This window comes from Polaromonas sp. CG_9.5 (genome assembly GCF_035984465.1).
Classification (GTDB): Bacteria; Pseudomonadota; Gammaproteobacteria; order Burkholderiales; family Burkholderiaceae_C; genus Polaromonas.
Genome location: NZ_JAXCHR010000001.1, coordinates 24,233 through 44,460, shown reverse-complemented (window position 1 = coordinate 44,460; position 20,228 = coordinate 24,233). Strand labels below are relative to the sequence as shown.

General features: G+C 56.5%; 21 protein-coding genes. 13 read left to right on the top strand and 8 right to left on the bottom strand.

Translation table 11 applies throughout. The features are described 5' to 3' along the window. Positions 1-7 precede the first annotated feature (7 nt). From RCH06_RS00200 to RCH06_RS00190, 3 genes are read right to left on the bottom strand one after another with little or no spacing between them, the layout of a single operon-like run. A complete protein-coding gene (locus RCH06_RS00200; protein WP_327079416.1) occupies positions 8-748 on the bottom strand; it encodes a DUF3106 domain-containing protein in 741 nt (246 codons plus the stop codon). After that, positions 745-1,191, bottom strand: a complete 447-nt coding sequence (locus RCH06_RS00195; RefSeq protein WP_327079415.1) for a DUF3619 family protein — start codon at positions 1,189-1,191, stop codon at positions 745-747. The genes RCH06_RS00200 and RCH06_RS00195 overlap by 4 nt, the downstream gene beginning before the upstream one ends. After that, positions 1,188-1,754 carry an RNA polymerase sigma factor gene (locus RCH06_RS00190; protein ID WP_327079649.1) on the bottom strand — a complete coding sequence of 189 codons (567 nt, stop codon included), beginning with the start codon at positions 1,752-1,754 and terminating at the stop codon, positions 1,188-1,190. The genes RCH06_RS00195 and RCH06_RS00190 overlap by 4 nt, the downstream gene beginning before the upstream one ends. Positions 1,755-2,086: 332 nt before the next feature. On the opposite strand from RCH06_RS00190, the gene RCH06_RS00185 reads away from it, so the two are divergent. The 6 genes from RCH06_RS00185 to pbpG all read left to right on the top strand — a co-directional run bounded on the left by RCH06_RS00185 (position 2,087) and on the right by pbpG (position 9,682). Further along, positions 2,087-3,865, top strand: coding sequence for an acetolactate synthase 3 catalytic subunit (locus RCH06_RS00185; protein WP_327079414.1), 1,779 nt, complete (start codon positions 2,087-2,089; stop codon positions 3,863-3,865). Between the two features lie 109 nt (positions 3,866-3,974). Beyond that, entirely contained in the window at positions 3,975-4,466 is a 492-nt protein-coding gene (gene ilvN, locus RCH06_RS00180) for an acetolactate synthase small subunit (RefSeq protein WP_296907359.1), read from the top strand. Positions 4,467-4,532: 66 nt separating this feature from the next. Beyond that, positions 4,533-5,549, top strand: a complete 1,017-nt coding sequence (gene ilvC, locus RCH06_RS00175) for a ketol-acid reductoisomerase (protein WP_029524610.1) — start codon at positions 4,533-4,535, stop codon at positions 5,547-5,549. A gap of 236 nt (positions 5,550-5,785) precedes the next feature. Next, positions 5,786-6,598 (top strand): CDP-diacylglycerol--serine O-phosphatidyltransferase, encoded by an 813-nt coding sequence (gene pssA, locus RCH06_RS00170; RefSeq protein WP_327079413.1) that lies wholly within the window; start codon positions 5,786-5,788, stop codon positions 6,596-6,598. Positions 6,599-6,859: 261 nt separating this feature from the next. Next, positions 6,860-8,398, top strand: a complete 1,539-nt coding sequence (locus RCH06_RS00165; RefSeq protein ID WP_327079412.1) for a 2-isopropylmalate synthase — start codon at positions 6,860-6,862, stop codon at positions 8,396-8,398. Between the two features lie 195 nt (positions 8,399-8,593). Continuing rightward, on the top strand, positions 8,594-9,682 hold the full coding sequence (gene pbpG, locus RCH06_RS00160; RefSeq protein WP_327079648.1) for a D-alanyl-D-alanine endopeptidase: 1,089 nt from the start codon (positions 8,594-8,596) through the stop codon (positions 9,680-9,682). Between the two features lie 119 nt (positions 9,683-9,801). Here the strand turns inward: pbpG and RCH06_RS00155 are convergent, their stop codons facing one another. The 5 genes from RCH06_RS00155 to RCH06_RS00135 form a co-directional block, all read right to left on the bottom strand. Continuing rightward, the gene (locus tag RCH06_RS00155) at positions 9,802-10,584 is read right to left on the bottom strand and encodes an IclR family transcriptional regulator (RefSeq protein WP_327079411.1); all 783 of its coding nucleotides are present in this window, start codon (positions 10,582-10,584) and stop codon (positions 9,802-9,804) included. A gap of 78 nt (positions 10,585-10,662) precedes the next feature. After that, a complete protein-coding gene (locus RCH06_RS00150) occupies positions 10,663-11,436 on the bottom strand; it encodes an arginyltransferase (RefSeq protein WP_327079410.1) in 774 nt (257 codons plus the stop codon). Beyond that, the gene (aat, locus tag RCH06_RS00145) at positions 11,433-12,233 is read right to left on the bottom strand and encodes a leucyl/phenylalanyl-tRNA--protein transferase (protein WP_327079647.1); all 801 of its coding nucleotides are present in this window, start codon (positions 12,231-12,233) and stop codon (positions 11,433-11,435) included. The genes RCH06_RS00150 and aat overlap by 4 nt, the downstream gene beginning before the upstream one ends. A gap of 102 nt (positions 12,234-12,335) precedes the next feature. Continuing rightward, positions 12,336-12,965: a uracil phosphoribosyltransferase gene (gene upp, locus RCH06_RS00140; RefSeq protein WP_327079409.1), complete on the bottom strand. Its 630-nt coding sequence runs from the start codon at positions 12,963-12,965 to the stop codon at positions 12,336-12,338. Between the two features lie 39 nt (positions 12,966-13,004). Next, the gene (locus RCH06_RS00135) at positions 13,005-14,522 is read right to left on the bottom strand and encodes a helicase HerA-like C-terminal domain-containing protein (RefSeq protein ID WP_327079408.1); all 1,518 of its coding nucleotides are present in this window, start codon (positions 14,520-14,522) and stop codon (positions 13,005-13,007) included. Between the two features lie 93 nt (positions 14,523-14,615). On the opposite strand from RCH06_RS00135, the gene RCH06_RS00130 reads away from it, so the two are divergent. Genes RCH06_RS00130 through RCH06_RS00100 form a run of 7 tightly spaced genes read left to right on the top strand, consistent with a single transcriptional unit; the run spans position 14,616 to position 20,209 of the window. After that, positions 14,616-15,341 (top strand): YebC/PmpR family DNA-binding transcriptional regulator, encoded by a 726-nt coding sequence (locus tag RCH06_RS00130; protein WP_327079407.1) that lies wholly within the window; start codon positions 14,616-14,618, stop codon positions 15,339-15,341. 44 nt (positions 15,342-15,385) lie between these two features. Then, complete coding sequence (purD, locus tag RCH06_RS00125; protein WP_327079406.1) at positions 15,386-16,678, top strand: phosphoribosylamine--glycine ligase; 1,293 nt, start codon at positions 15,386-15,388, stop codon at positions 16,676-16,678. Positions 16,679-16,687: 9 nt separating this feature from the next. After that, positions 16,688-17,611 (top strand): oxygen-dependent coproporphyrinogen oxidase, encoded by a 924-nt coding sequence (hemF, locus tag RCH06_RS00120; protein ID WP_327079405.1) that lies wholly within the window; start codon positions 16,688-16,690, stop codon positions 17,609-17,611. Beyond that, a complete protein-coding gene (nadD, locus tag RCH06_RS00115) occupies positions 17,602-18,234 on the top strand; it encodes a nicotinate (nicotinamide) nucleotide adenylyltransferase (protein WP_327079404.1) in 633 nt (210 codons plus the stop codon). Before hemF ends, nadD begins: the two co-directional genes overlap by 10 nt. Positions 18,235-18,263: 29 nt before the next feature. Beyond that, positions 18,264-19,124, top strand: coding sequence for a ribosome silencing factor (rsfS, locus tag RCH06_RS00110; RefSeq protein WP_327079403.1), 861 nt, complete (start codon positions 18,264-18,266; stop codon positions 19,122-19,124). Next, positions 19,121-19,588 carry a 23S rRNA (pseudouridine(1915)-N(3))-methyltransferase RlmH gene (gene rlmH, locus RCH06_RS00105; protein ID WP_327079402.1) on the top strand — a complete coding sequence of 156 codons (468 nt, stop codon included), beginning with the start codon at positions 19,121-19,123 and terminating at the stop codon, positions 19,586-19,588. Before rsfS ends, rlmH begins: the two co-directional genes overlap by 4 nt. An 18-nt stretch (positions 19,589-19,606) precedes the next feature. Continuing rightward, entirely contained in the window at positions 19,607-20,209 is a 603-nt protein-coding gene (locus tag RCH06_RS00100) for a Maf family protein (RefSeq protein ID WP_327079401.1), read from the top strand. Positions 20,210-20,228: the final 19 nt, after the last annotated feature.

The window sequence follows — 20,228 nt, the reverse complement described above, 5'->3', positions numbered from 1 at the left end:
GCGGGATTTATCGCAGAGGTGCAGGGCCGGTGTCGACAGTAGCGGCCTGGCCCGCAGCCGGGGCTGCAGGTGGGGTGACTGTCGCCGGAGGCGAAGGCACGATTTTAGAGGCAGGCTTGATGCCCGTGTGGGCGGGGAGTGTGGTTAGCTTTTGCGGCGCGACCGGTTTGATCGCCGTAGCGGCACCTGTGGGCTTCGGGCTCTTGGCTGCAAGCTTGAGCTTTTCTTCCGGGCTCAAAGCCTGGTAAGCCTCCCACTTAGCCTTTTTTTCTTCGGGTGTCAGTTGCCTGGACAGCTCTTTGGTCTTGCCAAAGTTCAGCCGGGCCTGCGCACGTTGCTGAGGGCTCAGGGACGCCCAGTCGTTCATGCGGCTGTTCAAGGTCGCCTGGCCTTCTGGCGACAGAGCGCTGTAATTTCTGGAAATTTCGAGCCATTTGCGTTTTTGCGCCTCGCTCATACCCGTGTTCCAGCTGGATGCAAGCGGCGCAAGCGCTCGCTGCTGTACCGGCGTAAGTTCAGACCAGGACGGCCCTGATGCAACCGGTTTTGCGCTTGCTGGCGCACTGGCAGATGCGAACGAGTTAGGGGCCTGTGAAAATCCAGGGGAGGAAAAAACCAGCAAACCGACCGCGACCAGTCCGGCACTCAGTACCCGCAGTTTCAGGGCCGGTGCGCCTAGCGCCTTGGCCGTCAAATGCAGACGATGCGATGGCGGCAAGCCTGGATCAAACACTGCTTGCTGGTTCATTGCGTGACTGCAGCTTGGCGGGTGTTTTTCAGGAACTGCACAAAACCGGCGTCGGCAAATGCGGCCGGCGGCAATTCATCGGTCAGCAGCGCCGAGTCGACTTCGGCAAGTTCGTAGGCGCGGTTGTCACTTTGAAAATTATTGATGGCAAGCAAGCCCACCACCAGTGCAATCAGCGGTAGCACCGAGCCAATCCGGCCCCACCAGCCAAGGCCCTCGTCAGCGCCCCAGGTCAGCGCGGCACTGCTGCCCGTGTTGACCACTGTGCTGACCGTGAGCGGTTTTGCAATCTTGCGCTGGGAAACGGCTTGTGCGCGCGCCGCCCGCAACCGCTCCGAGATGTCGTAGGGCAGGTCGGCCGCTCCGGCTGACAGGTGAGAGACGGTTTTGAGCGCAAAACGCTCTTCCAGGACTGCCGCTCTTTTTTGTGGTGAATTGATCATAGTTTTATGCCTTTGGCGCTTAGTGCTTTGCTCAGGGCGTGAACTGCACGGGAGCAATGAGTTTTGACGCTGCCCTCCGAGCAACCCATGGCTGCAGCCGTTTCAGCCACATCCATTTCCTCCCAGTAACGCATCAGAAAGGCTTCCCGTTGACGCTCTGGCAGTTCCTTTATCTGCAGTTCGATGGCATGCAATATCTCTGCCCGTTCCGTAGCGTCTTGAGCGCTTTCAGTTCCTTCTGAGTTGGTCAGGCTCTCCAAAGTTTCAAGAAGATCAAAATCTCCATCTTCTCCCGAAGACGCGAAGTCGCTCATATTGGAAAAAAGGGCGTTGCGGGTCTTGCGGCGACGAAACCAGTCGAGCGTGGTGTTGGACAAAATCCGCTGAAACAGCATGGGCAGCTCTGCAGCCGGCTTGTCGCCGTAGTGCTGCGCCAGTTTCATCATGCTGTCCTGCACGATATCGAGTGCCGCTTCTTCGTCCCGCACGTGATAAATACTGCGCTTGAAAGCCCGTTTTTCGACGCTTTTCAGAAAGTCGGAAAGTTCTTGTTCAGTTGCCAACGGTGTAATTCCGGGTTGTCCAGCGTTATCGTTATTTCGGGGTTCAGTTTGCATCCCCAATTGCGTGTCAGGCAGATGAATATTCAGCCTGAAAATTATCGCATTTAGTCCACCACAACCAAGGACGTTTTGTTTTTCTGGCGAGCGCCTCAAGGCAAGCCCTGTTGGGCGCAATGTCATAATGCTGCCTGCACATAAAAAGGCAAACGGGTCATGGCTCGGCGGATTATGTTTCTGCTTATGGTTTTGGCCTCAAGTCTCGACGCGGCTTCACAAGAGCGAGCCAAGAGGCACCCTAGGTATTTCGTTAGAGAAATTCACAAAGGTTCATCATGGAAATCACAAAAGCGGAAATTGCTTCCGCAGCGGCAGCTTCTGCCAACACAAATTCTCAAGAACTCCGGGGCGCTGAAATCCTCGTCAAGTCGCTTCAGGCCGAAGGTGTCAAGTACATCTGGGGCTATCCAGGCGGCGCAGTTCTGCATATCTACGACGCTTTCTACAAGCAGGATTCAATTCAGCATGTGCTGGTGCGCCACGAGCAGGCTGCCGTGCATGCGGCCGATGGCTATGCGCGCGCCACTGGCGATGTCGGCGTGGCCCTGGTCACTTCCGGTCCAGGCCTGACCAACGCCGTGACCGGCATTGCGACTGCCTACATGGACAGCATTCCCATGGTCATCATCAGCGGGCAGGTGCCGACGGCTGCGATTGGCCTGGATGCTTTCCAGGAATGTGACACCGTGGGCATTACCCGTCCCATCGTCAAGCACAATTTCCTGGTCAAGGATGTGCGTGACATGGCCGAGACCATGAAAAAGGCTTTTCATATTGCCCGCACCGGCCGTCCTGGCCCCGTGGTGGTGGATGTACCCAAGGATATTTCGTTCAACAAGACGCTTTATACCGGCTATCCAAAAACCGTCGAAATGCGTTCTTACAACCCGGTTCGCAAAGGCCACGCCGGCCAGATTCGCAAGGCGCTGCATTTGCTGATGGCGGCAAAGCGCCCCTATATTTACACCGGTGGCGGTGTGCTGCTCAGCAATGCATCGCAGGAGTTGCGCACGCTGGTGGACATGCTGGGGTATCCGTGCACCAACACGTTGATGGGACTGGGTGCCTATCCGGCGAGCGACCGAAAATTTCTCGGCATGCTGGGCATGCACGGCACGCTTGAAGCCAACAATGCGATGCAGAACTGTGACGTGCTGCTGGCCGTCGGCGCGCGTTTTGATGACCGTGTGATTGGCAACCCCAAGCACTTTGCCCAGAACGAACGCAAGATCATTCATATCGATATCGACCCTTCGAGCATTTCAAAACGCGTCAAGGTGGACGTTCCCATCGTGGGTGACGTCAAGGATGTACTGACAGAACTGATCGGCATGATCCGTGAATCAGGCCTCAAGCCTGACGCCGATGCGCTGGGCGGCTGGTGGAGCACCATTGAGGCTTGGCGCTCACGGGATTGCATGAAGTACAGCATGGGCAGCGGCGATGTCATCAAGCCGCAGTATGTGGTGGAGACGCTCTGGAACATGACCAAGGATGCCGACACCTACATCACGTCCGATGTCGGACAGCATCAGATGTGGGCTGCCCAGTATTACAAGTTTGACGAGCCGCGCCGCTGGATCAACTCCGGCGGCCTGGGCACGATGGGCGTCGGCATTCCGTACGCCATGGGCATCAAGCTGGCCAAGCCGGATTCGGAAGTTTTCTGTATCACCGGCGAAGGCTCGGTGCAGATGTGCATCCAGGAGCTTTCCACCTGCCTGCAGTACAACACGCCGATCAAGATCGTGTCGCTCAACAACCGCTATCTGGGCATGGTGCGCCAGTGGCAGGAAATCGAATATTCCGGCCGTTACAGCAGCAGCTACATGGATGCGCTGCCCAACTTCGTCAAGCTCGCCGAGGCTTATGGCCATGTTGGTATGCTGATTGAAAAGCCGCAGGATGTGGAGCCAGCGCTGCGCGAAGCGCGCAAGCTCAAAGACCGCACCGTATTCATGGACTTCCGGACCGATCCGACGGAAAACGTGTTTCCGATGGTCAAGGCCGGCAAGGGCATCACTGAAATGCTGCTGGGGTCGGAAGACCTGTAACCGCATCGCCGTTCCATTCATTTACCCCGTCAATTGACGAATCTATTGACTGCCGAGTCTGCGCATTACCGTGCGCAGAGGAGGGCAGCGAAAAGAGGAATCTATCTATATGAAACACATCATTGCAGTTTTGCTCGAAAACGAGCCCGGCGCTCTTTCCCGTGTCGTCGGCCTTTTTTCGGCCCGTGGCTACAACATCGAGAGTTTGACCGTCGCGCCGACGGAAGACCCGACGCTGTCGCGCATGACGATCCAGACCTCGGGCTCGGATGACGTGATCGAGCAAATCACCAAGCACCTGAACCGCCTGATCGAAGTGGTCAAGGTGGTCGACCTGACCGAAGGCGCTTATACCGAGCGCGAACTCATGATGGTCAAGGTGCGGGCGGTCGGCAAGGAGCGCGAAGAGATGAAGCGCATGGCTGATATATTTCGCGGGCGAATTATTGACGTGACCGAGAAAAGTTACACGATTGAACTGACGGGCGACCAAACCAAGAACGATGCGTTCCTGGAAGCCATCGACCGCAGCGCCATCCTGGAGACGGTGAGAACCGGTTCAAGCGGCATAGGCCGTGGCGAGCGAATTCTGAGAGTCTGATACGGCTGGAATCCGGGTATCGGATCTGGCAGTTTTATTTTTTTGCTGATTATTTAGGAGCGACAGATGAAAGTTTTTTACGACAAAGATTGCGATTTGAGCCTGATCAAGGGCAAGACAGTGGCCATCATTGGCTACGGCAGTCAAGGCCATGCACACGCCCAAAATTTGAACGACAGTGGCGTCAAGGTCGTTGTCGGTCTTCGCAAAGGCGGCGCTTCGTGGCCCAAGGTTGAAAAAGCCGGCCTGCAAGTGGCCGAAGTGGCTGATGCGGTCAAATCTGCCGATGTGGTCATGATTTTGTTGCCTGATGAGCAAATCGGTGCCGTCTACAAGAACGATGTGGCGCCCAACATCAAGCAAGGCGCATCGCTGGTGTTCGCCCACGGCTTCAACGTGCATTACGGTGCCGTGATTCCGCGCGACGACCTGGATGTCTGGATGGTCGCCCCCAAGGCGCCTGGCCACACCGTTCGCAACACCTACACCCAGGGTGGCGGCGTTCCTCACCTGGTTGCCGTGCATCAGGACAAATCCGGCAAAGCGCGTGACCTGGCGCTGAGCTATGCCATGGCCAATGGCGGCGGCAAGGCCGGCATTATTGAAACCAATTTCCGCGAAGAAACCGAAACCGACCTGTTCGGCGAACAGGCTGTTTTGTGCGGCGGTGCGGTTGAACTCATCAAGGCGGGTTTCGAGACGCTGGTGGAAGCCGGCTACGCGCCTGAAATGGCCTACTTTGAATGCCTGCACGAGCTCAAGCTGATCGTTGACCTGATCTACGAAGGCGGCATTGCCAACATGAACTACTCGATCTCGAACAACGCCGAGTATGGCGAGTACGTGACCGGCCCGCGCATCGTGACCGAAGACACCAAGAACGCCATGCGCGCTGTCCTCAAAGACATCCAGACCGGCGAATACGCCAAGAGCTTCCTGCTGGAAAACATCGCTGGCGCACCAACGTTGATCAGCCGTCGTCGTCTGAATGCCGAGCACCAGATTGAACAAGTGGGCGGAAAACTCCGCGCCATGATGCCTTGGATTGCCAAGAACAAGCTGGTTGACCAGACACGTAACTGATCTTTTGATTAGCGCAGGCCTTGGTCTGCAAAAAAGCCGCGCATGTTTTTGCGCGGCTTTTTCAATGGCGCTGGCAAAATCATTGACTGTTTTACGCCGTGCCACCGCCGTCAGCCAACTTGTTATGCTTACCCCGCTGCATGCACGACCACCTTTGCACATGGCAACAGATTAACCATGTGCTATTAATTTAATAGCTATTTGCGCGCGCCAACCGTGCTAAAGGAGTACTTTTTATGCATGATGGTGAGGACTCCGCTTCCATAACGCAAGATATCCTGCCACGCAAGCGGCGCAAGGGTATCTACATATTGCCCAATCTCTTCACGCTGGCGGCACTGTTCGGTGGTTTTTATGCCATCGTCATGGCGATGAACGGACGCTTTGACCAAGCCGCGATCGGCGTATTTTGCGCTATGGTGCTAGACAGCCTGGATGGCCGCGTAGCACGCCTAACCAATACCCAGAGCGCTTTTGGCGAACAGATGGATTCATTGTCAGACATGGTGTCTTTTGGGGCTGCGCCTGCGCTGATCGCCTACGTATGGGCGCTGACTAGCCTGGGTCGATGGGGCTGGATTGGCGCTTTTGTTTATTGTGCTTGCGCGGCTTTGCGCTTGGCCCGCTTCAATGTAAATACAGCGGTGGTTGACAAGCGATTTTTCCAGGGCCTGCCTTCGCCTGCCGCTGCTGCTCTTGTGGCGGGCTTTATCTGGCTGATGAACGACCTGGGTTTTGAAGGATTGGAAGTACGCTGGATTACTTTTGGGTTGATGCTGTATGCCGGATTGACCATGGTGACCAACGTGCCTTTTTATAGCTTCAAGGATATTAATATGAAGCGCAGCGTTCCCTTTGCCGTTATCGTATTGATCGCGCTGGGTATTGCCATTATCAATATTCATCCGCCGACCGTTATCTTTGGTCTGTTTGTCATTTATGGTTTCTCAGGTTATGCGCTTTATGGGTGGAGAAAAGCAAAAGGTCAGCAGACCAGCGTAATTTCAACTTCGACCGATGAGCCGGACGAGCGCGGGCTTCACAAATAAATTTGTGGTACATTGTTTCGATGAAAAAAATTTCGCTAGCACTACTGCTATCTGCCAACGGGCGGAGACGGTAGCGTACGCGTACACCAGATTCGACGGCCCGTTTGCACCAGCAACGGGCCGTTTTTTTTGGTTGCTGGTTTTTGAAAACAGGAAAGTTCAATCCATTTAGAACCAATTTAAAACCAGCCTGCAGCCAGATACCTCTCTTTTTTCCGCCTATTGCGGATTATGAAAATCCTTTAAACCGAAAGACCTTCCATGACTGACAAACTCATTATTTTCGACACCACATTGCGCGACGGCGAACAGTCCCCAGGCGCTTCAATGACACGTGATGAAAAACTGCGCATTGCCCGTCAACTGGAACGGCTGAAGGTTGATGTGATTGAAGCTGGTTTTGCCGCCAGCTCGAATGGCGACTTCGAATGTGTCAAGGCGATTGCCGAAGTCATCAAGGATTCCACCATCTGTTCGCTGGCCCGCGCCAACGACCGTGATATTTCCAGGGCCGCTGAAGCGCTCAAACCGGCGAACTCAGGCCGTTTGCATCTCTTTTTGGCAACCAGTGCGCTGCACATGGAAAAAAAGCTTCGCATGACGCCCGACCAGGTGTTTGAGCAGGCAAAAATGTCGGTGCGCTTTGCGCGTAACCTGATGGCCGATGTCGAGTTCAGCCCCGAAGATGGTTACCGTTCTGACCCGGACTTTTTGTGCCGGGTTATTGAAGCTGTTATCAACGAAGGTGCCACCACCATCAACGTTCCCGACACGGTGGGCTATGCGATTCCAGAGCTCTACGGCAACTTCATCAAGAGCTTGCGTGAACGAATTCCCAATAGCGACAAGGCCGTCTGGTCGGTTCATTGCCATAACGACCTGGGCATGGCGGTTGCCAATTCACTCGCAGGTGTGAAAATCGGCGGTGCCCGGCAGGTGGAATGCACCATCAATGGCTTGGGCGAGCGTGCAGGCAATTGTTCACTTGAAGAAGTCGTCATGGCGCTGAAAACCCGTAAGGACTATTTCGGCCTTGACGTGGGCATTGACACGCAGCAGATTCTGGCAGCCAGCCGCTTGGTCAGCCAGACGACGGGTTTTGTGGTGCAACCCAACAAGGCCGTGGTGGGTGCCAATGCTTTTGCGCATGCCTCGGGCATCCATCAGGACGGCGTGCTTAAAGCCCGTGACACCTATGAAATCATGCGCGCTGAAGATGTGGGCTGGTCGGCCAATAAAATTGTGCTGGGCAAGTTGAGTGGCCGCAATGCGTTCAAGCAGCGCCTGCAGGAACTTGGTGTTGCGATGGAAAGTGAAACCGATATCAACAATGCTTTTATCAAGTTCAAAGACCTGGCAGACCGCAAAAGCGAAATTTTTGATGAAGATATTCTTGCCTTGGTCAGCGACGAGAGCGCAACCCACGGCAAAGAGCAGTACGGTTTTGTGTCCTTGTCCCAGCACAGTGAAACTGGCGAGCGTCCTCAGGCCTGCGTAGTATTTACCGTGGAGGGCAAGGAAGTCAAAGGCGAATCAGACGGCAATGGGCCGGTGGATGCATCGCTCAAGGCAATTGAAAAACACGTTAAAAGCGGTGCCGAGATGGTGCTTTATTCTGTGAATGCCATCAGCGGTTCGACCGAAAGCCAAGGTGAAGTAACGGTGCGGTTGCAAAACAGTGGGCGCGTCGTCAATGGTGTTGGGTCTGATCCGGACATTGTGGTGGCTTCAGCCAAGGCTTATTTGAGCGCCTTGAATAAACTGCAAAGTAAAGCTGACAGGGTTGCTGCCCAAGGATAATTTCGGAGTTTTTTTAAGAATATCCTTTATATTCAATCGCTTGGGGTCATAATCTGTCTCTTATGCAAAGAGTAGATATATAACTTTTTGGCACAATCAAGAAAGTCACGCAAGCTCATGATATTGCGTGACTTTTTTTATTTCTATACACTTCAGCCTTTCTCTTTTTCGCAACCAAAACAGGCGATATTCACCATGTCTAATCAGCTTTTGAGTCGCGCATTAAAAATCGTCGGACTCCTTGCTTTATCGGTGGCTCTGGTTGTTCCTTCGGTCAATGCGGCGCCCGCCAAGTCTTCTGCCAAGCGCGCGATTGTCAAGAAGCCGCACTTTGCAAAAGCAACCGCTTCCAAAAAAGTCGCTTCGACCCGCAAGAGTGTTCGCTTTGAAGCAAGCGTCAAGACCGCCAGATCAAAACGTCCGTCCATCATTCAGGCGCTGGTTCCAGCCATTCCCTCGTTTGGTCAGCTGGCCGGCCTGCACGGTGCTATTGATCCGCTGGACTTGAAGTCCAGTGTTGCCCTGGTAATTGACCAGGACACGCGTGAAGTGCTGTTCAGTAAAAATGACCATGCTGTTTTACCTATCGCGTCCCTGACCAAATTGATGACGGGTGTCATCATCAGCGGCGCCAGGCTTCCCATGGATGAAATGATCACCGTCACGCAAGATGACGTGGATACTGAAAAACACAGCCGTTCACGGCTCAGCGTAGGCGCTACGCTGTCGCGCGGCGAGTTGCTGCATCTGGCCCTGATGTCGAGCGAGAACCGTGCCGCCCATGCCTTGGGGCGAACCTATCCGGGCGGCATGGCTACCTTTGTCAGCCTGATGAACGCCAAGGCAAAAATGCTTGGTATGCATGACACCAGTTATGCAGAGCCGACGGGTCTTTCCAGCCGTAACCAGTCAAGCGCGCAGGACTTAGCCGCATTGGTCAATGCAGCGCATGGTGATCCGATGCTGCGTGAGTTGACGACATCGCCGGGTTATCAGGTTGCGGTGGGTAACCGAACCTTGCAGTACAACAATACCAATCGCTTGGTGAAAAATCCGGACTGGGATATTGGGTTGCAAAAAACCGGGTACATCAATGAAGCGGGTCAGTGCCTGGTCATGCAGACCAGGATTGCAGGACGCAAGCTGATCATGGTGTTTTTGGACTCCGCAGGAAAAATGAGTCGTCTGGGCGATGCAGAACGTGTGCGTCGCTGGGTGGAAGCCAACCCTGTGACAGAGCAAAAACTCAAGCTTAGTGCCTCCAGCAAGCAAATCAGCGGCTAAGTTGAAGATCCACGGTTAGACAACAGGCTTGAAGCAGAAACCTTCAAGCCTGAAGTTTTTTCGGGCATCCACCTGTGAAAAGCACGGGATTGAGGAAATTTCCCCTGCCTTGCCCGCCTTCAAACCTTCCGGACGCCGCCCAGCGATTTCGATATTTCATTGGCCGTGGCCTGCAGTTTTGGTAACCAGCTTTCATCAAGCCTGTCGGCAGGTGCTGAAATCGACAGGCCGGCCACCAGTGTGTTCTGGTCGTCGTAAATGCCGACAGCCATGCAGCGCACGCCGAGTTCCAACTCTTCATTGTCACGGGCAATGCCGTACTGGCGGGCTTTTGAAAGCTCACGCTCAAGGACTGGCAGCTCGGTGATGCTGTTGCGGGTGTGGCCGGGCAGTCCGGTGCGTGTGGCGTAGGTGCTCAGGCGCTGCGGATCGTCAGACGCCAGAAAAAGTTTACCCACCGACGTCAGGTGCAGTGGCGCTCTTCCGCCGATGGCTCTGACGACCTGCATGCCGGAACGCTCGCTGTAAGCGCGCTCGACATACACAATTTCATCACCCTGACGCATGCTCAGATTGACCGGCTGCTGGGTCAGTTTGTGCAGTTCACGCATCGGAAGCAAGGCTGCGTCGCGTACATTCAGGCGCGCTTTGACCAAGTTGCCTAACTCGAGCAGGCGCATTCCCAAACGGTAATTTCCAGCAGCAGGCCGGTCAACGAAACGGCCTGTCGCCAGGTCGTTCAGAATACGGTGCGCTGTAGAGGGATGTAACCCTGATTTTTCGCTGATTTCCTTGAGCGAAACTGCCTCTTCACGGGTCGCCAGAATTTCCAGCAAGGTGAACATGCGTTCAATAACCTGAACGGTAGGCTTTACGGGAAGGATGCTTTCGTGTTTTGTCATGTGCAGACTTTCTGCGCTAAATTTTACCTTGTGAAATTTAGTGAAGTTGCTGCAGGCGTTTCATTCGGGACAGGCAATTCAACCCGCCGGGCTTTCCTGTTTTACGGCAAGCGCTTCGCTTGCCTTCAGCCATTCGCCGTTCATCAAAAGCTCGCACGGGCTGAACCCGAGCTTGTAATTCATCTTCGGGCTTTGCGCTATCCAGTAACCCAGATAGACATAGGGCAGGCCAAGGTGCCGGGCTTGCTCGATTTGCCACAGCACGCTGTAGTTGCCGTAGGCGGCCCGTGCGTCGGGTTCATAAAACGTATAAACCGCTGACAGCCCGTTCTCCAATACATCCAGGATCGAGACCATGCGCAGCGCGCCTGCCTCTCCGTTGGGCAGGGTTTCGCGAAACTCCACCAGCCGTGAATTGACACGGCTTTGTAAAAGGAACTGCGTGTATTGATCGATGCTGTCGTGGTCCATGCCGCCGCCCGCGTGGCGGCTATTCTGGTAGCGCAAATAGAGCTGGTAATGCTCAGGCTGAAAACACAATTTCAAAATGCTGACTTGTAGCGACTGGTGATGTGTCCAGGCGCGGCGCTGGCTGCGGTTTGGCTTGAAAGTGTTCACTGGCACCCGCAGTGGCACGCATGCCTGGCAACCGTCGCAGTAAGGCCGGTAGGTGAACATGCCGCTGCGCCGAAAGCCCTGAGTGACCAGCGTTGAATACGCATCGTTGTGGATCAGGTGGCTGGGCGTGGCGACTTGCGAGCGGGCCTGCTTGCCCGGCAGATAGCTGCACGGGTAGGGTGCTGTGGCGTAAAACTGCAGCGTGTGCAGCGGCAGGTCTTTGAGGTGCGTCACGGCGTTGTTGGCCTTGTCGGCGCTGCAGGGGCTGTGGCCGCCAAAAGCTGATTCCAGTAAGACGGGCTGAAGTGCCAGACCGGCGCGCTTGCCGCTACGTTCTGCGCAACATGTATGGCAAATTCGGCACGGCTGATTTCAGCCGCACCCAATGAGGCGAGATGGCCAGTGTTTTGCTGGCAGTCGATCATCGTGATGCTATTTGCGCGGCAAAACGCGACCAGCGCAGCCAATGCGATTTTGGACGCATCGGTCTGATGCGCAAACATGGATTCACCAAACACCATCTGGCCCAGGTTAACGCAGTAAAGGCCACCGGCAAGCTCGCCATTGATCCAGGTTTCCACGCTGTGCGCATGACCCGCGTGGTGTAAATCGAGGTAGGCACGCTGCATGTCCGACACGATCCAGGTGCCGGATTGGCCGGCTCTGGGCTGGCTGGCGCAGGCGTTGATGACACGCTCAAAAGCGCTGTCAACCCTGATTTCGCATTTCGTATCGTTGATGAAATGAACCAGGCTTTTACGCAAGGAGCGATGCAGCTTGAAGTGACGCGTCTCCAGCACCATGCGAGGGTCTGGGCTCCACCAAAGCACCGGCTGCCCCAGGCTGAACCAGGGGAAAATTCCGTGCGAGTAAGCCTCAACCAATGTGGGCACATCCAGCGTTTCACCAGCGGCCAGCAGGCCTGGCGCGGGGTCTGCGCCGCCCCAGGCGCTTTCAAGCGGCGGAAAAACCTGCCCGGGTGCCAGCCAAGGCAGCGGCCGCGTCGGGGGGCTATGTGATTGCTTAACCATGGGCATGAAGAAGATGAACCTGGAACGTCACGTCATTTCATAAGCAAATAAATTGCTATCAATTAAATAGCTGCCAGCGCACGTATCCATTGCGCCAGAGCCTTATTTAGTTCCAAAAATACGATCACCGGCATCCCCGAGGCCCGGCAGGATGTAGCCGTGCTCATTAAGCTGACGGTCAATGGCTGCGGTGTAGATGGCTACGTCAGGATGGGCTTTTTGCAGTGCGGCCACGCCTTCCGGGCAGGTCAGCAGGCAGACAAACTTGATGGATTTTGGCTTGAGCTGCTTGAGCCTGTCCACCGCTGCAATGGCCGAGTTGCCGGTGGCCAGCATCGGGTCAACGATGACGATGTCGCGCTCTTCCATTTCTTGCGGCATCTTGAAGTAATACTCGACAGGCTGCAGCGTTTCAGGGTCGCGGTACAGGCCGACATGGCCGACGCGGGCACCCGGAACCACACTGAGCATGCCTTCCAGAATGCCATTGCCGGCGCGCAGGATGGACACAAACACCAGTTTTTTGCCGTCAATCATTTTGCCGGTCATGGTTTCCAGCGGCGTTTCGACCTCCACGTCTTGCAGGGGCATGTCGCGTGTGACTTCATACGCCATCAGGCTGCTCAGCTCATTGAGCAGCGTGCGAAAGGTGTTGGTGGACGCGTCTTTGCGGCGCATCAGCGTCAGCTTGTGCTGCACCAGCGGGTGATCAATCAGGTGGACGTTGCTCATGGATCAGGAAGCTTTCTTGGAGTGATGAGAGAGGAAAAATCAGCGTTTTTTGCCGCCAAACAGGTTGCCCAGCACGCCTCGAATGATTTCGCGCCCGACGGTAGAACCCATCGTGCGGACGGCAGATTTGGCCATGCTTTGCGCCAATCCGTCATGCTTGGCACCGCGAGGCCCGGTGCTGCCAAACAGCATGTCGTTCAGGCCGCCCAGCATGCCGCCAAAAGCCGATGGGCCTGCCGCGCCGCCGTTGGGGGCTGTGTTGGCCTGGGCAGCCGTTGCGCCGACACGCTCTTGCAGCATTTCGTAAGCGGACGCGCGGTCTATTTCTTTTTCATACACGCCGGCGACCAGCGAGTCTTGCAGCAATTGCTGGCGCTGCTGCGGTGTGATGGGGCCGATCTGGCTACCGGGCGGCAGCACATAGACGCGTTCTGTCACGCTAGGCCGGCCTTTGTCGTCGAGGAAACTCACCAGCGCTTCGCCCACGGCCAGCTCGGTAATGGCCGCCTCAATATCCAGTCCGGGTTTCTGGCGCATGGTTTGCGCCGTGGCCTTGACGGCTTTCTGGTCGCGCGGCGTGTAGGCGCGCAGAGCGTGCTGCACCCGGTTGCCCAGTTGAGCCAGCACTGAATCGGGAATGTCGAGCGGATTTTGCGTGACAAAGTAAACGCCGACGCCTTTGGAGCGCACCAGCCGCACTACCAGTTCGATCCGCTCAACCAGCGCCTTGGGCGCTTCGTTGAACAGCAAGTGCGCCTCGTCAAAGAAGAACACCAGTTTCGGTTTCTCCGGGTCGCCAATCTCGGGCAACTGCTCGAACAGCTCAGACAGCATCCAGAGCAAAAAAGTCGCATACAGGCGCGGTGAATTCATCAGCTTGTCGGCCGCCAGGATGTTCACCATGCCGTGGCCGGCGCTGTTGGTCTGCATGAGGTCGTTGATATTGAGCATGGGCTCGCCGAAGAACTTTGTGCCGCCCTGCGTCTCGATCTGCAGCAGCCCGCGCTGGATGGCACCCACACTGGCCGCGCTGACGTTGCCGTATTTCGTCGTGAATTCGCTGGCGTTTTCGCCTACGTATTGCAGCATGGCGCGCAAGTCCTTGAGGTCGAGCAGCAGCATGGCGTTGTCGTCAGCAATCTTGAAGACCAGATTGAGAACGCCCGACTGGGTTTCGTTCAGGTTAAGCATGCGCCCCAGCAGCAGCGGCCCCATGTCAGACACCGTGGCGCGCACCGGATGGCCTTGTTCGCCAAACACGTCCCACAGCGTAGTGGGGCAGGCCAGCGGTTCGGGCAGGTCGATGTCGCACTCTTTCAGGATGGCGGCCATCTTGCCCGCGATGCTGCCCGCCTGGCTGATGCCGGTCAGATCGCCTTTGACGTCTGCCATGAACACCGGAACACCTATTGTCGAGAAGCGCTCGGCCAGGGTTTGCAGCGTCACGGTCTTGCCGGTACCGGTGGCACCCGTGATCAAGCCGTGGCGGTTGGCCAGGGCTGGCAGCAGTGCACATTGAATCGACGAATTTTTTGCAATGACGAGCGGCTCGGCCATGGTTTTGAGGTGTCCTGATGAAACTTGTCAGGCAAAGACAAGCGAAAAGTAAAATGCAGCGTATAGATTAAATCAATTGCAAAAGGATTTGCCGTGGCTGGTCATAGTAAATGGGCGAATATTCAACACCGCAAGGGTCGCCAGGACGAAAAACGCCAGCGTGTCTGGACACGCGTCATGCGCGAGATCATGGTGGCAGCGCGCATGGGCGGCGGTGACCTGGGAACCAACCCGCGCCTGCGCCTGGCGGTCGAAAAAGGCAAGGCCGCCAACATGCCGTCTGAAAACGTCAAATACGGTATTGCCAAAGCCACCGGCAGTCTGGAAGGCGTTCACTACGAAGAAGTCCGCTACGAAGGCTATGGCATTGGCGGCGCGGCGATTGTGATTGACTGCATGACCGACAACAAGGTGCGCACCGTGGCCGAGGTTCGGCATGCATTTTCCAAGCACGGCGGCAACATGGGCACGGAAGGCTCGGTGGTTTTCCAGTTCAAGCACTGCGGCCAGCTGATTTTTGCCCCCGGCACGAGCGAAGACAAAGTCATGGAAGTAGCGCTGGAAGCCGGTGCCGACGACGTGATTGCGCATGACGATGGCGCCATTGAAGTGCTGACGCCCTACACCGCATTTGAGACTGTCAAGAACGCCCTGGAGGCGGCCGGCTTGACGCCCGAGCTGGCCGAAGTCGCCATGCGCGCCGACAACCCGATTGAGCTGTCGGGCGAAGAAGCCCGCAAGATGCAAAAGCTGCTCGATGTGCTGGAAGACCTTGACGACACGCAAGACGTTTTTCACAACGCCGAGTTTTCCGAATAAGCCGACCCGATGAGCACAACAACAACAACAATGAAAGCAGCAGCATGAAAGTTTTAGTAGTGGGCGGCGGTGGCCGTGAACATGCGCTGGCCTGGAAGCTGGCCCAGTCACCCAAAGTGCAGGCGGTTTACGTGGCACCCGGCAACGGCGGAACGGCGCTGGATTCGCGATTTGAGAACATAAATATCAGTGATATGCAAGCGCTGCGGGCGTGGGCAGCTACTGAAAAGATAGCGCTGACCGTGGTCGGTCCCGAGCAGCCACTGGCTGCCGGCATTGTTGATGAGTTTCGCCAGCACGGCCTGCGGGTGTTTGGCCCGACCCAAGCGGCGGCGCAGCTGGAAAGCTCCAAGGCCTTTTCAAAGGCCTTCATGAAGCGCCACCAGATTCCGACGGCAGACTACGAAACCTTCACCGATGCCGCCGCCGCACACGCCTACATTGACGAAAAAGGCGCGCCAATTGTCGTAAAGGCCGACGGCCTGGCCGCAGGCAAAGGCGTGGTGGTGGCGATGACGCTGCACGAGGCGCACGAAGCCATCGAGTTCATGCTGGCACCCGACCCGCAATTCAACCCCTTGGGCGTCACGCACAACGAAGGCGGCGCACGCGTCGTCATCGAGGAATTCCTGCAAGGCGAAGAAGCCAGTTTCATCGTCATGTGCGACGGCAAGAACGTGGTGGCGATGGCCACCAGCCAGGATCACAAACGCCTGCTCGACGGCGACCTGGGGCCAAACACCGGCGGAATGGGCGCGTATTCACCGGCCCCGGTGGTCACGCCCGAGGTGCATGCCCGCGCCATGCGCGAAATCATCTTGCCCACGATCAAGGGCATGGAAAAAGACGGCATTCCCTTCACCGGATTTTTGTACGCCGGCCTGATGATTGACACGCACGGCAAGCCCAAGACGCTGGAGTTCAATTGCCGCATGGGTGACCCGGAAACCCAGCCCATCATGATGCGGCTGAAAACCGATTTGTTTGACGTGATGATGGCCGCCACCTCGGGCGCGCTGGACAAGATCGAGCTGGAATGGGATCGCCGCCCGGCGCTGGGCGTGGTGATGGCTGCGCACGGTTATCCGCTGCATCCGCGCAAAGGCGATGCTATTGGCGGCCTGCCTGCGGCGACTGAAGATGCCATGGTGTTTCATGCCGGAACCCAGCGGCGCGAAGGCGAGACCGTGACTTCCGGTGGCCGCGTGCTGTGCGTCACTGCGCTGGGCGAGACGGTAAAGGCGGCGCAGCAGCGCGCCTATGAAGTCGCGCGCGGCATTGATTTCGACGGCGCGCAGTACCGCAAAGACATTGGCTACCGCGCCATCAAGTCTTGAGGCCAACACATGTCCAGCATTGACCTTTCAGTCGTTCGCACTTTTTTGCTCGGGTTGCAAGAGCGCATTACCAGCGCGATTGCCGAGCTGGACGGGCAGCCGTTTGTGGCCGACCACTGGCAAAAAGAGCCGGGCGAGACACTGCAGGGCAGTGGCATTACCAAAATTCTGGAGCAGGGCCGCGTGTTTGAGCGCGCCGGTTGCGGTTTTTCACATGTGCGGGGACCCAGACTGCCGCCTTCAGCCACCCAGCATCGGCCTGAGCTGGCGGGGGCTCCGTTTGAAGCGATGGGGGTTTCGCTGGTGTTTCATCCCCGCAATCCTTATGTGCCGACAGTCCACATGAATGTGCGCATGCTGGCGGCAACCCCGCTGGGCCAGGATGTTGAGCCGGTTTGCTGGTTTGGCGGCGGCATGGACTTGACGCCTTTTTACGGGTTTGACGAAGACGCCGTGCATTTTCATCAGGTCTGCAAAGACACGCTGACGCCGTTTGGTGCGGACAAATATCCGCGCTTCAAGCAATGGTGCGACGAGTATTTTTACCTCAAGCACCGCCAGGAGCAGCGCGGAATCGGCGGGGTCTTTTTTGATGACTTCCAGGAGCTGGGTCTGGCGCAGAGTTTTGCCATGATGCAAAGCGTGGGCGATTCCTTTTTGCAGGCTTATTTGCCGATTGTCGAGCGCCGCCAGGACACGCCCTACAGCGAGAAAGAGCGGGATTTCCAGCTCTACCGCCGTGGCCGCTATGTGGAGTTCAACCTGGTGTGGGACCGGGGAACGCATTTTGGCCTTCAGTCCGGTGGACGCACGGAATCGATTTTGCTGTCCATGCCGCCGCTGGCAAGCTGGTCGTACCAGCGCCCAAATGAAGTCGGCTCGCCTGAAGAACGTCTTTACAAAGATTTTCTTGTCCGCCGGGAATGGGTTTGAACGCCCAAGCCTTGCCCCGAGGTCAACGAATCGGCGTGTTTGGGGGGTCTTTTGATCCTCCCCATAATGCCCATGTCGCCTTGGCCAGGTCGGCGCTGGATCAGTTTCAACTTGACTCACTCCATGTGGTGCCGACCGGACTGGCCTGGCACAAATCCCGAGCGTTGAGTGCGCCCGTGCATCGCTTGGCCATGACGCGGCTGGCTTTTGACGATGTGGCCCGCGGGGTGGTCGATGACCGCGAATTGCAGCGCGAGGGGCCGACATTCACAATCGACACCTTGAGGGCGCTGCAAACCGAAAACCCACAGGCGCAGATTTACCTGTTTATGGGGACTGACCAGTTTGTCGCCTTCAGGCAATGGCACCAATGGCAGGAGATTCTTGAAATTGCTATAATTTGTATAGCTGATCGCGCTGAATCCACGCCGACTCAAACTCAATTTGATGCTTACGGTGCACAAAGTCACCGCTTTTTTGCGCTCAAGCTGCCCTGGATGTTGGTCAGCGCCACCCAAGTCCGTCAATTGATAGCCTCTGGCGCTGCCTGCGATATCGCCACGCTGGTTCCCGAACCGGTTGCGCGTTATATTGCACTCCATCAACTGTACGCACCCCGTTAATTTTTTACCTTATTGAAGCAAAGCATTGCATGACCTCTAACATTGTCAAAACCCCCAGCACCGAGGGCAAAAAAGATGTCCAAAAACTGCAGCGCGCCATTATTGACGGGCTGGAAGATGTCAAGGCGCAAAACATCCAGGTGTTTGACACCGAGCACATCACCTCGCTTTTTGAGCGCGTGATCGTCGCTTCGGGAACCTCCAACCGCCAGACCAAAGCACTTGCCGCCAGTGTGCGCGACGCCGTGCGCGACGCCGGTTTTGCCAAGCCGCGTATTGAAGGCGAAGAAAACGGTGAGTGGATCATTGTTGATTGCGGCGCCGCCGTTGCGCACATCATGCAGCCCACGATTCGCCAGTATTACAACCTCGAAGAACTCTGGGGCGAAAAACCCATCAAGCTCAAGCTGGGTGCGCCTGCGCCTTTGGTGAAAGCAAGCAAGCCAGAACCGAAAGCAGAGATCAAGCCCGCCAAGTCACGCGCCGCCGCTGGCAGCAAGTCCAAGTCTGCCGCCAAGCCGTCCAAGGCCGAAAAAGACGCTGGAGACGATGCGCCCGCCGCGCAGAAAATCGCGCGCACCGATGACGGCACTTACGTAGGCCGCGTCGGCAAGACCAACGACTGGACTGCCAAGCGCAATGCCGTCACACCGGTGACCGAGCCTGAAGCAAAGCTCATCAAGGCGCGCAAGCCAGCCAGCGCAGCCAAGACGGATGCCGCACCACCCGCGAAAAAGGTCGCTGCTAAAAAAGCACCCGCCAAAACGCCGATTGTGAAAATTCCAGCGGCCAAAAAAGTTGCCGCCAAGAAAGCAGCCGCTAAAGCCGACGTTAAAAAGCCTTCCGTCAAGAAGCCAGCGGCCAAGAAACTCACGCCCCGGAGCGAATGAGACTGACGATCGTCGCAGTCGGACAAAAGGTGCCCGACTGGGCGCAGACGGCTTATGACGACTACGCCAAACGGTTTCCCCCCGAGCTGAAAGTTGAACTCAAGGCGGTAAAAATCGAGCCGCGTGCCTCTAAAACCCTCGAAAACCTGCTGGCGGCAGAGCGTACCCGCATTGAGGGGGCTATCAGCCGGGGTTGCCGGGTCGTGGCACTGGATGAGCGCGGTACGAATGTCACCACCATGGCGCTTGCCGAAAAGCTCAAAGGCTGGCAGCTGTCCGGTGACGACGTCGCCATCGTAATTGGCGGGCCGGATGGGCTGGACGCTGGTTTCAAGCAATCAGCGCATGAGCGCATTCGTCTTTCAGACTTGACCTTGCCACATGCGATGGTGCGTGTGCTGCTGATTGAGCAGCTGTACCGGGCGTGGAGCATCACGATCAACCATCCGTATCATCGCGAGTAGTTTTTTCAGGTCTTGAGCATGGTGAATTTTGTTTATCTGGCGTCGCAAAGCCCCCGGCGCCGCCAGTTGCTGGAGCAGCTTGGCGTGCAGTATGAATTGCTGCTGGCAGATGCCAGTGAGGACGCTGAAGCGCTGGAGCTTGCGCTGAAAAATGAGGCACCAGCCGCTTATGTCAAACGCGTCACTGCGCTCAAGCTTGACGCCGCTGTAGCGCGACTGATTCGGCGCAAACTGCCACCTGCACCTGTTCTATGTTCTGACACCACCGTCGCATTGGGCCGCACCATCTACGGCAAGCCGGAAAATGCGCGTGACGCCGAGCGCATGTTGTCCGAATTGGCGGGCAAAACCCACCGCGTTTTGACCGCCATTGCCGTCCAGCAGGGCACGCAGCGCTTTCAGGCTGTGAGCACTTCGCGTGTGAGCTTTGAGCCCATGACTGCCGAAAAAATACACGCCTATGTGGCCACAGGCGAACCGATGGGCAAAGCGGGTGCCTATGGCATACAGGGCAGGGTGGCAATGCACATCATGCGTATTCATGGCAGCTACAGTGGCATCATGGGACTCCCGCTTTGGGAAACCGCCGCGCTCCTGCAAGCTGCCGGCATAAAAATCTAGCCCTCTTAACTTCTGATAA

What these genes read in the sequence shown, in the direction of transcription:
- rlmH (WP_327079402.1), top strand. Translation starts at nt 19,121, where the DNA reads ATGAGACTGACGATCGTCGCAGTCGGACAAAAGGTGCCCGACTGGGCG.
- aat (WP_327079647.1), bottom strand. Translation starts at nt 12,233, where the DNA reads ATGGTTAAGCAATCACATAGCCCCCCGACGCGGCCGCTGCCTTGGCTG.
- rsfS (WP_327079403.1), top strand. Translation starts at nt 18,264, where the DNA reads ATGACCTCTAACATTGTCAAAACCCCCAGCACCGAGGGCAAAAAAGAT.
- RCH06_RS00100 (WP_327079401.1), top strand. Translation starts at nt 19,607, where the DNA reads ATGGTGAATTTTGTTTATCTGGCGTCGCAAAGCCCCCGGCGCCGCCAG.
- nadD (WP_327079404.1), top strand. Translation starts at nt 17,602, where the DNA reads ATGGGTTTGAACGCCCAAGCCTTGCCCCGAGGTCAACGAATCGGCGTG.
- upp (WP_327079409.1), bottom strand. Translation starts at nt 12,965, where the DNA reads ATGAGCAACGTCCACCTGATTGATCACCCGCTGGTGCAGCACAAGCTG.
- RCH06_RS00200 (WP_327079416.1), bottom strand. Translation starts at nt 748, where the DNA reads ATGAACCAGCAAGCAGTGTTTGATCCAGGCTTGCCGCCATCGCATCGT.
- ilvN (WP_296907359.1), top strand. Translation starts at nt 3,975, where the DNA reads ATGAAACACATCATTGCAGTTTTGCTCGAAAACGAGCCCGGCGCTCTT.
- purD (WP_327079406.1), top strand. Translation starts at nt 15,386, where the DNA reads ATGAAAGTTTTAGTAGTGGGCGGCGGTGGCCGTGAACATGCGCTGGCC.
- RCH06_RS00195 (WP_327079415.1), bottom strand. Translation starts at nt 1,191, where the DNA reads ATGATCAATTCACCACAAAAAAGAGCGGCAGTCCTGGAAGAGCGTTTT.
- RCH06_RS00155 (WP_327079411.1), bottom strand. Translation starts at nt 10,584, where the DNA reads ATGACAAAACACGAAAGCATCCTTCCCGTAAAGCCTACCGTTCAGGTT.
- ilvC (WP_029524610.1), top strand. Translation starts at nt 4,533, where the DNA reads ATGAAAGTTTTTTACGACAAAGATTGCGATTTGAGCCTGATCAAGGGC.
- RCH06_RS00135 (WP_327079408.1), bottom strand. Translation starts at nt 14,522, where the DNA reads ATGGCCGAGCCGCTCGTCATTGCAAAAAATTCGTCGATTCAATGTGCA.
- RCH06_RS00185 (WP_327079414.1), top strand. Translation starts at nt 2,087, where the DNA reads ATGGAAATCACAAAAGCGGAAATTGCTTCCGCAGCGGCAGCTTCTGCC.
- pbpG (WP_327079648.1), top strand. Translation starts at nt 8,594, where the DNA reads ATGTCTAATCAGCTTTTGAGTCGCGCATTAAAAATCGTCGGACTCCTT.
- RCH06_RS00165 (WP_327079412.1), top strand. Translation starts at nt 6,860, where the DNA reads ATGACTGACAAACTCATTATTTTCGACACCACATTGCGCGACGGCGAA.
- pssA (WP_327079413.1), top strand. Translation starts at nt 5,786, where the DNA reads ATGCATGATGGTGAGGACTCCGCTTCCATAACGCAAGATATCCTGCCA.
- hemF (WP_327079405.1), top strand. Translation starts at nt 16,688, where the DNA reads ATGTCCAGCATTGACCTTTCAGTCGTTCGCACTTTTTTGCTCGGGTTG.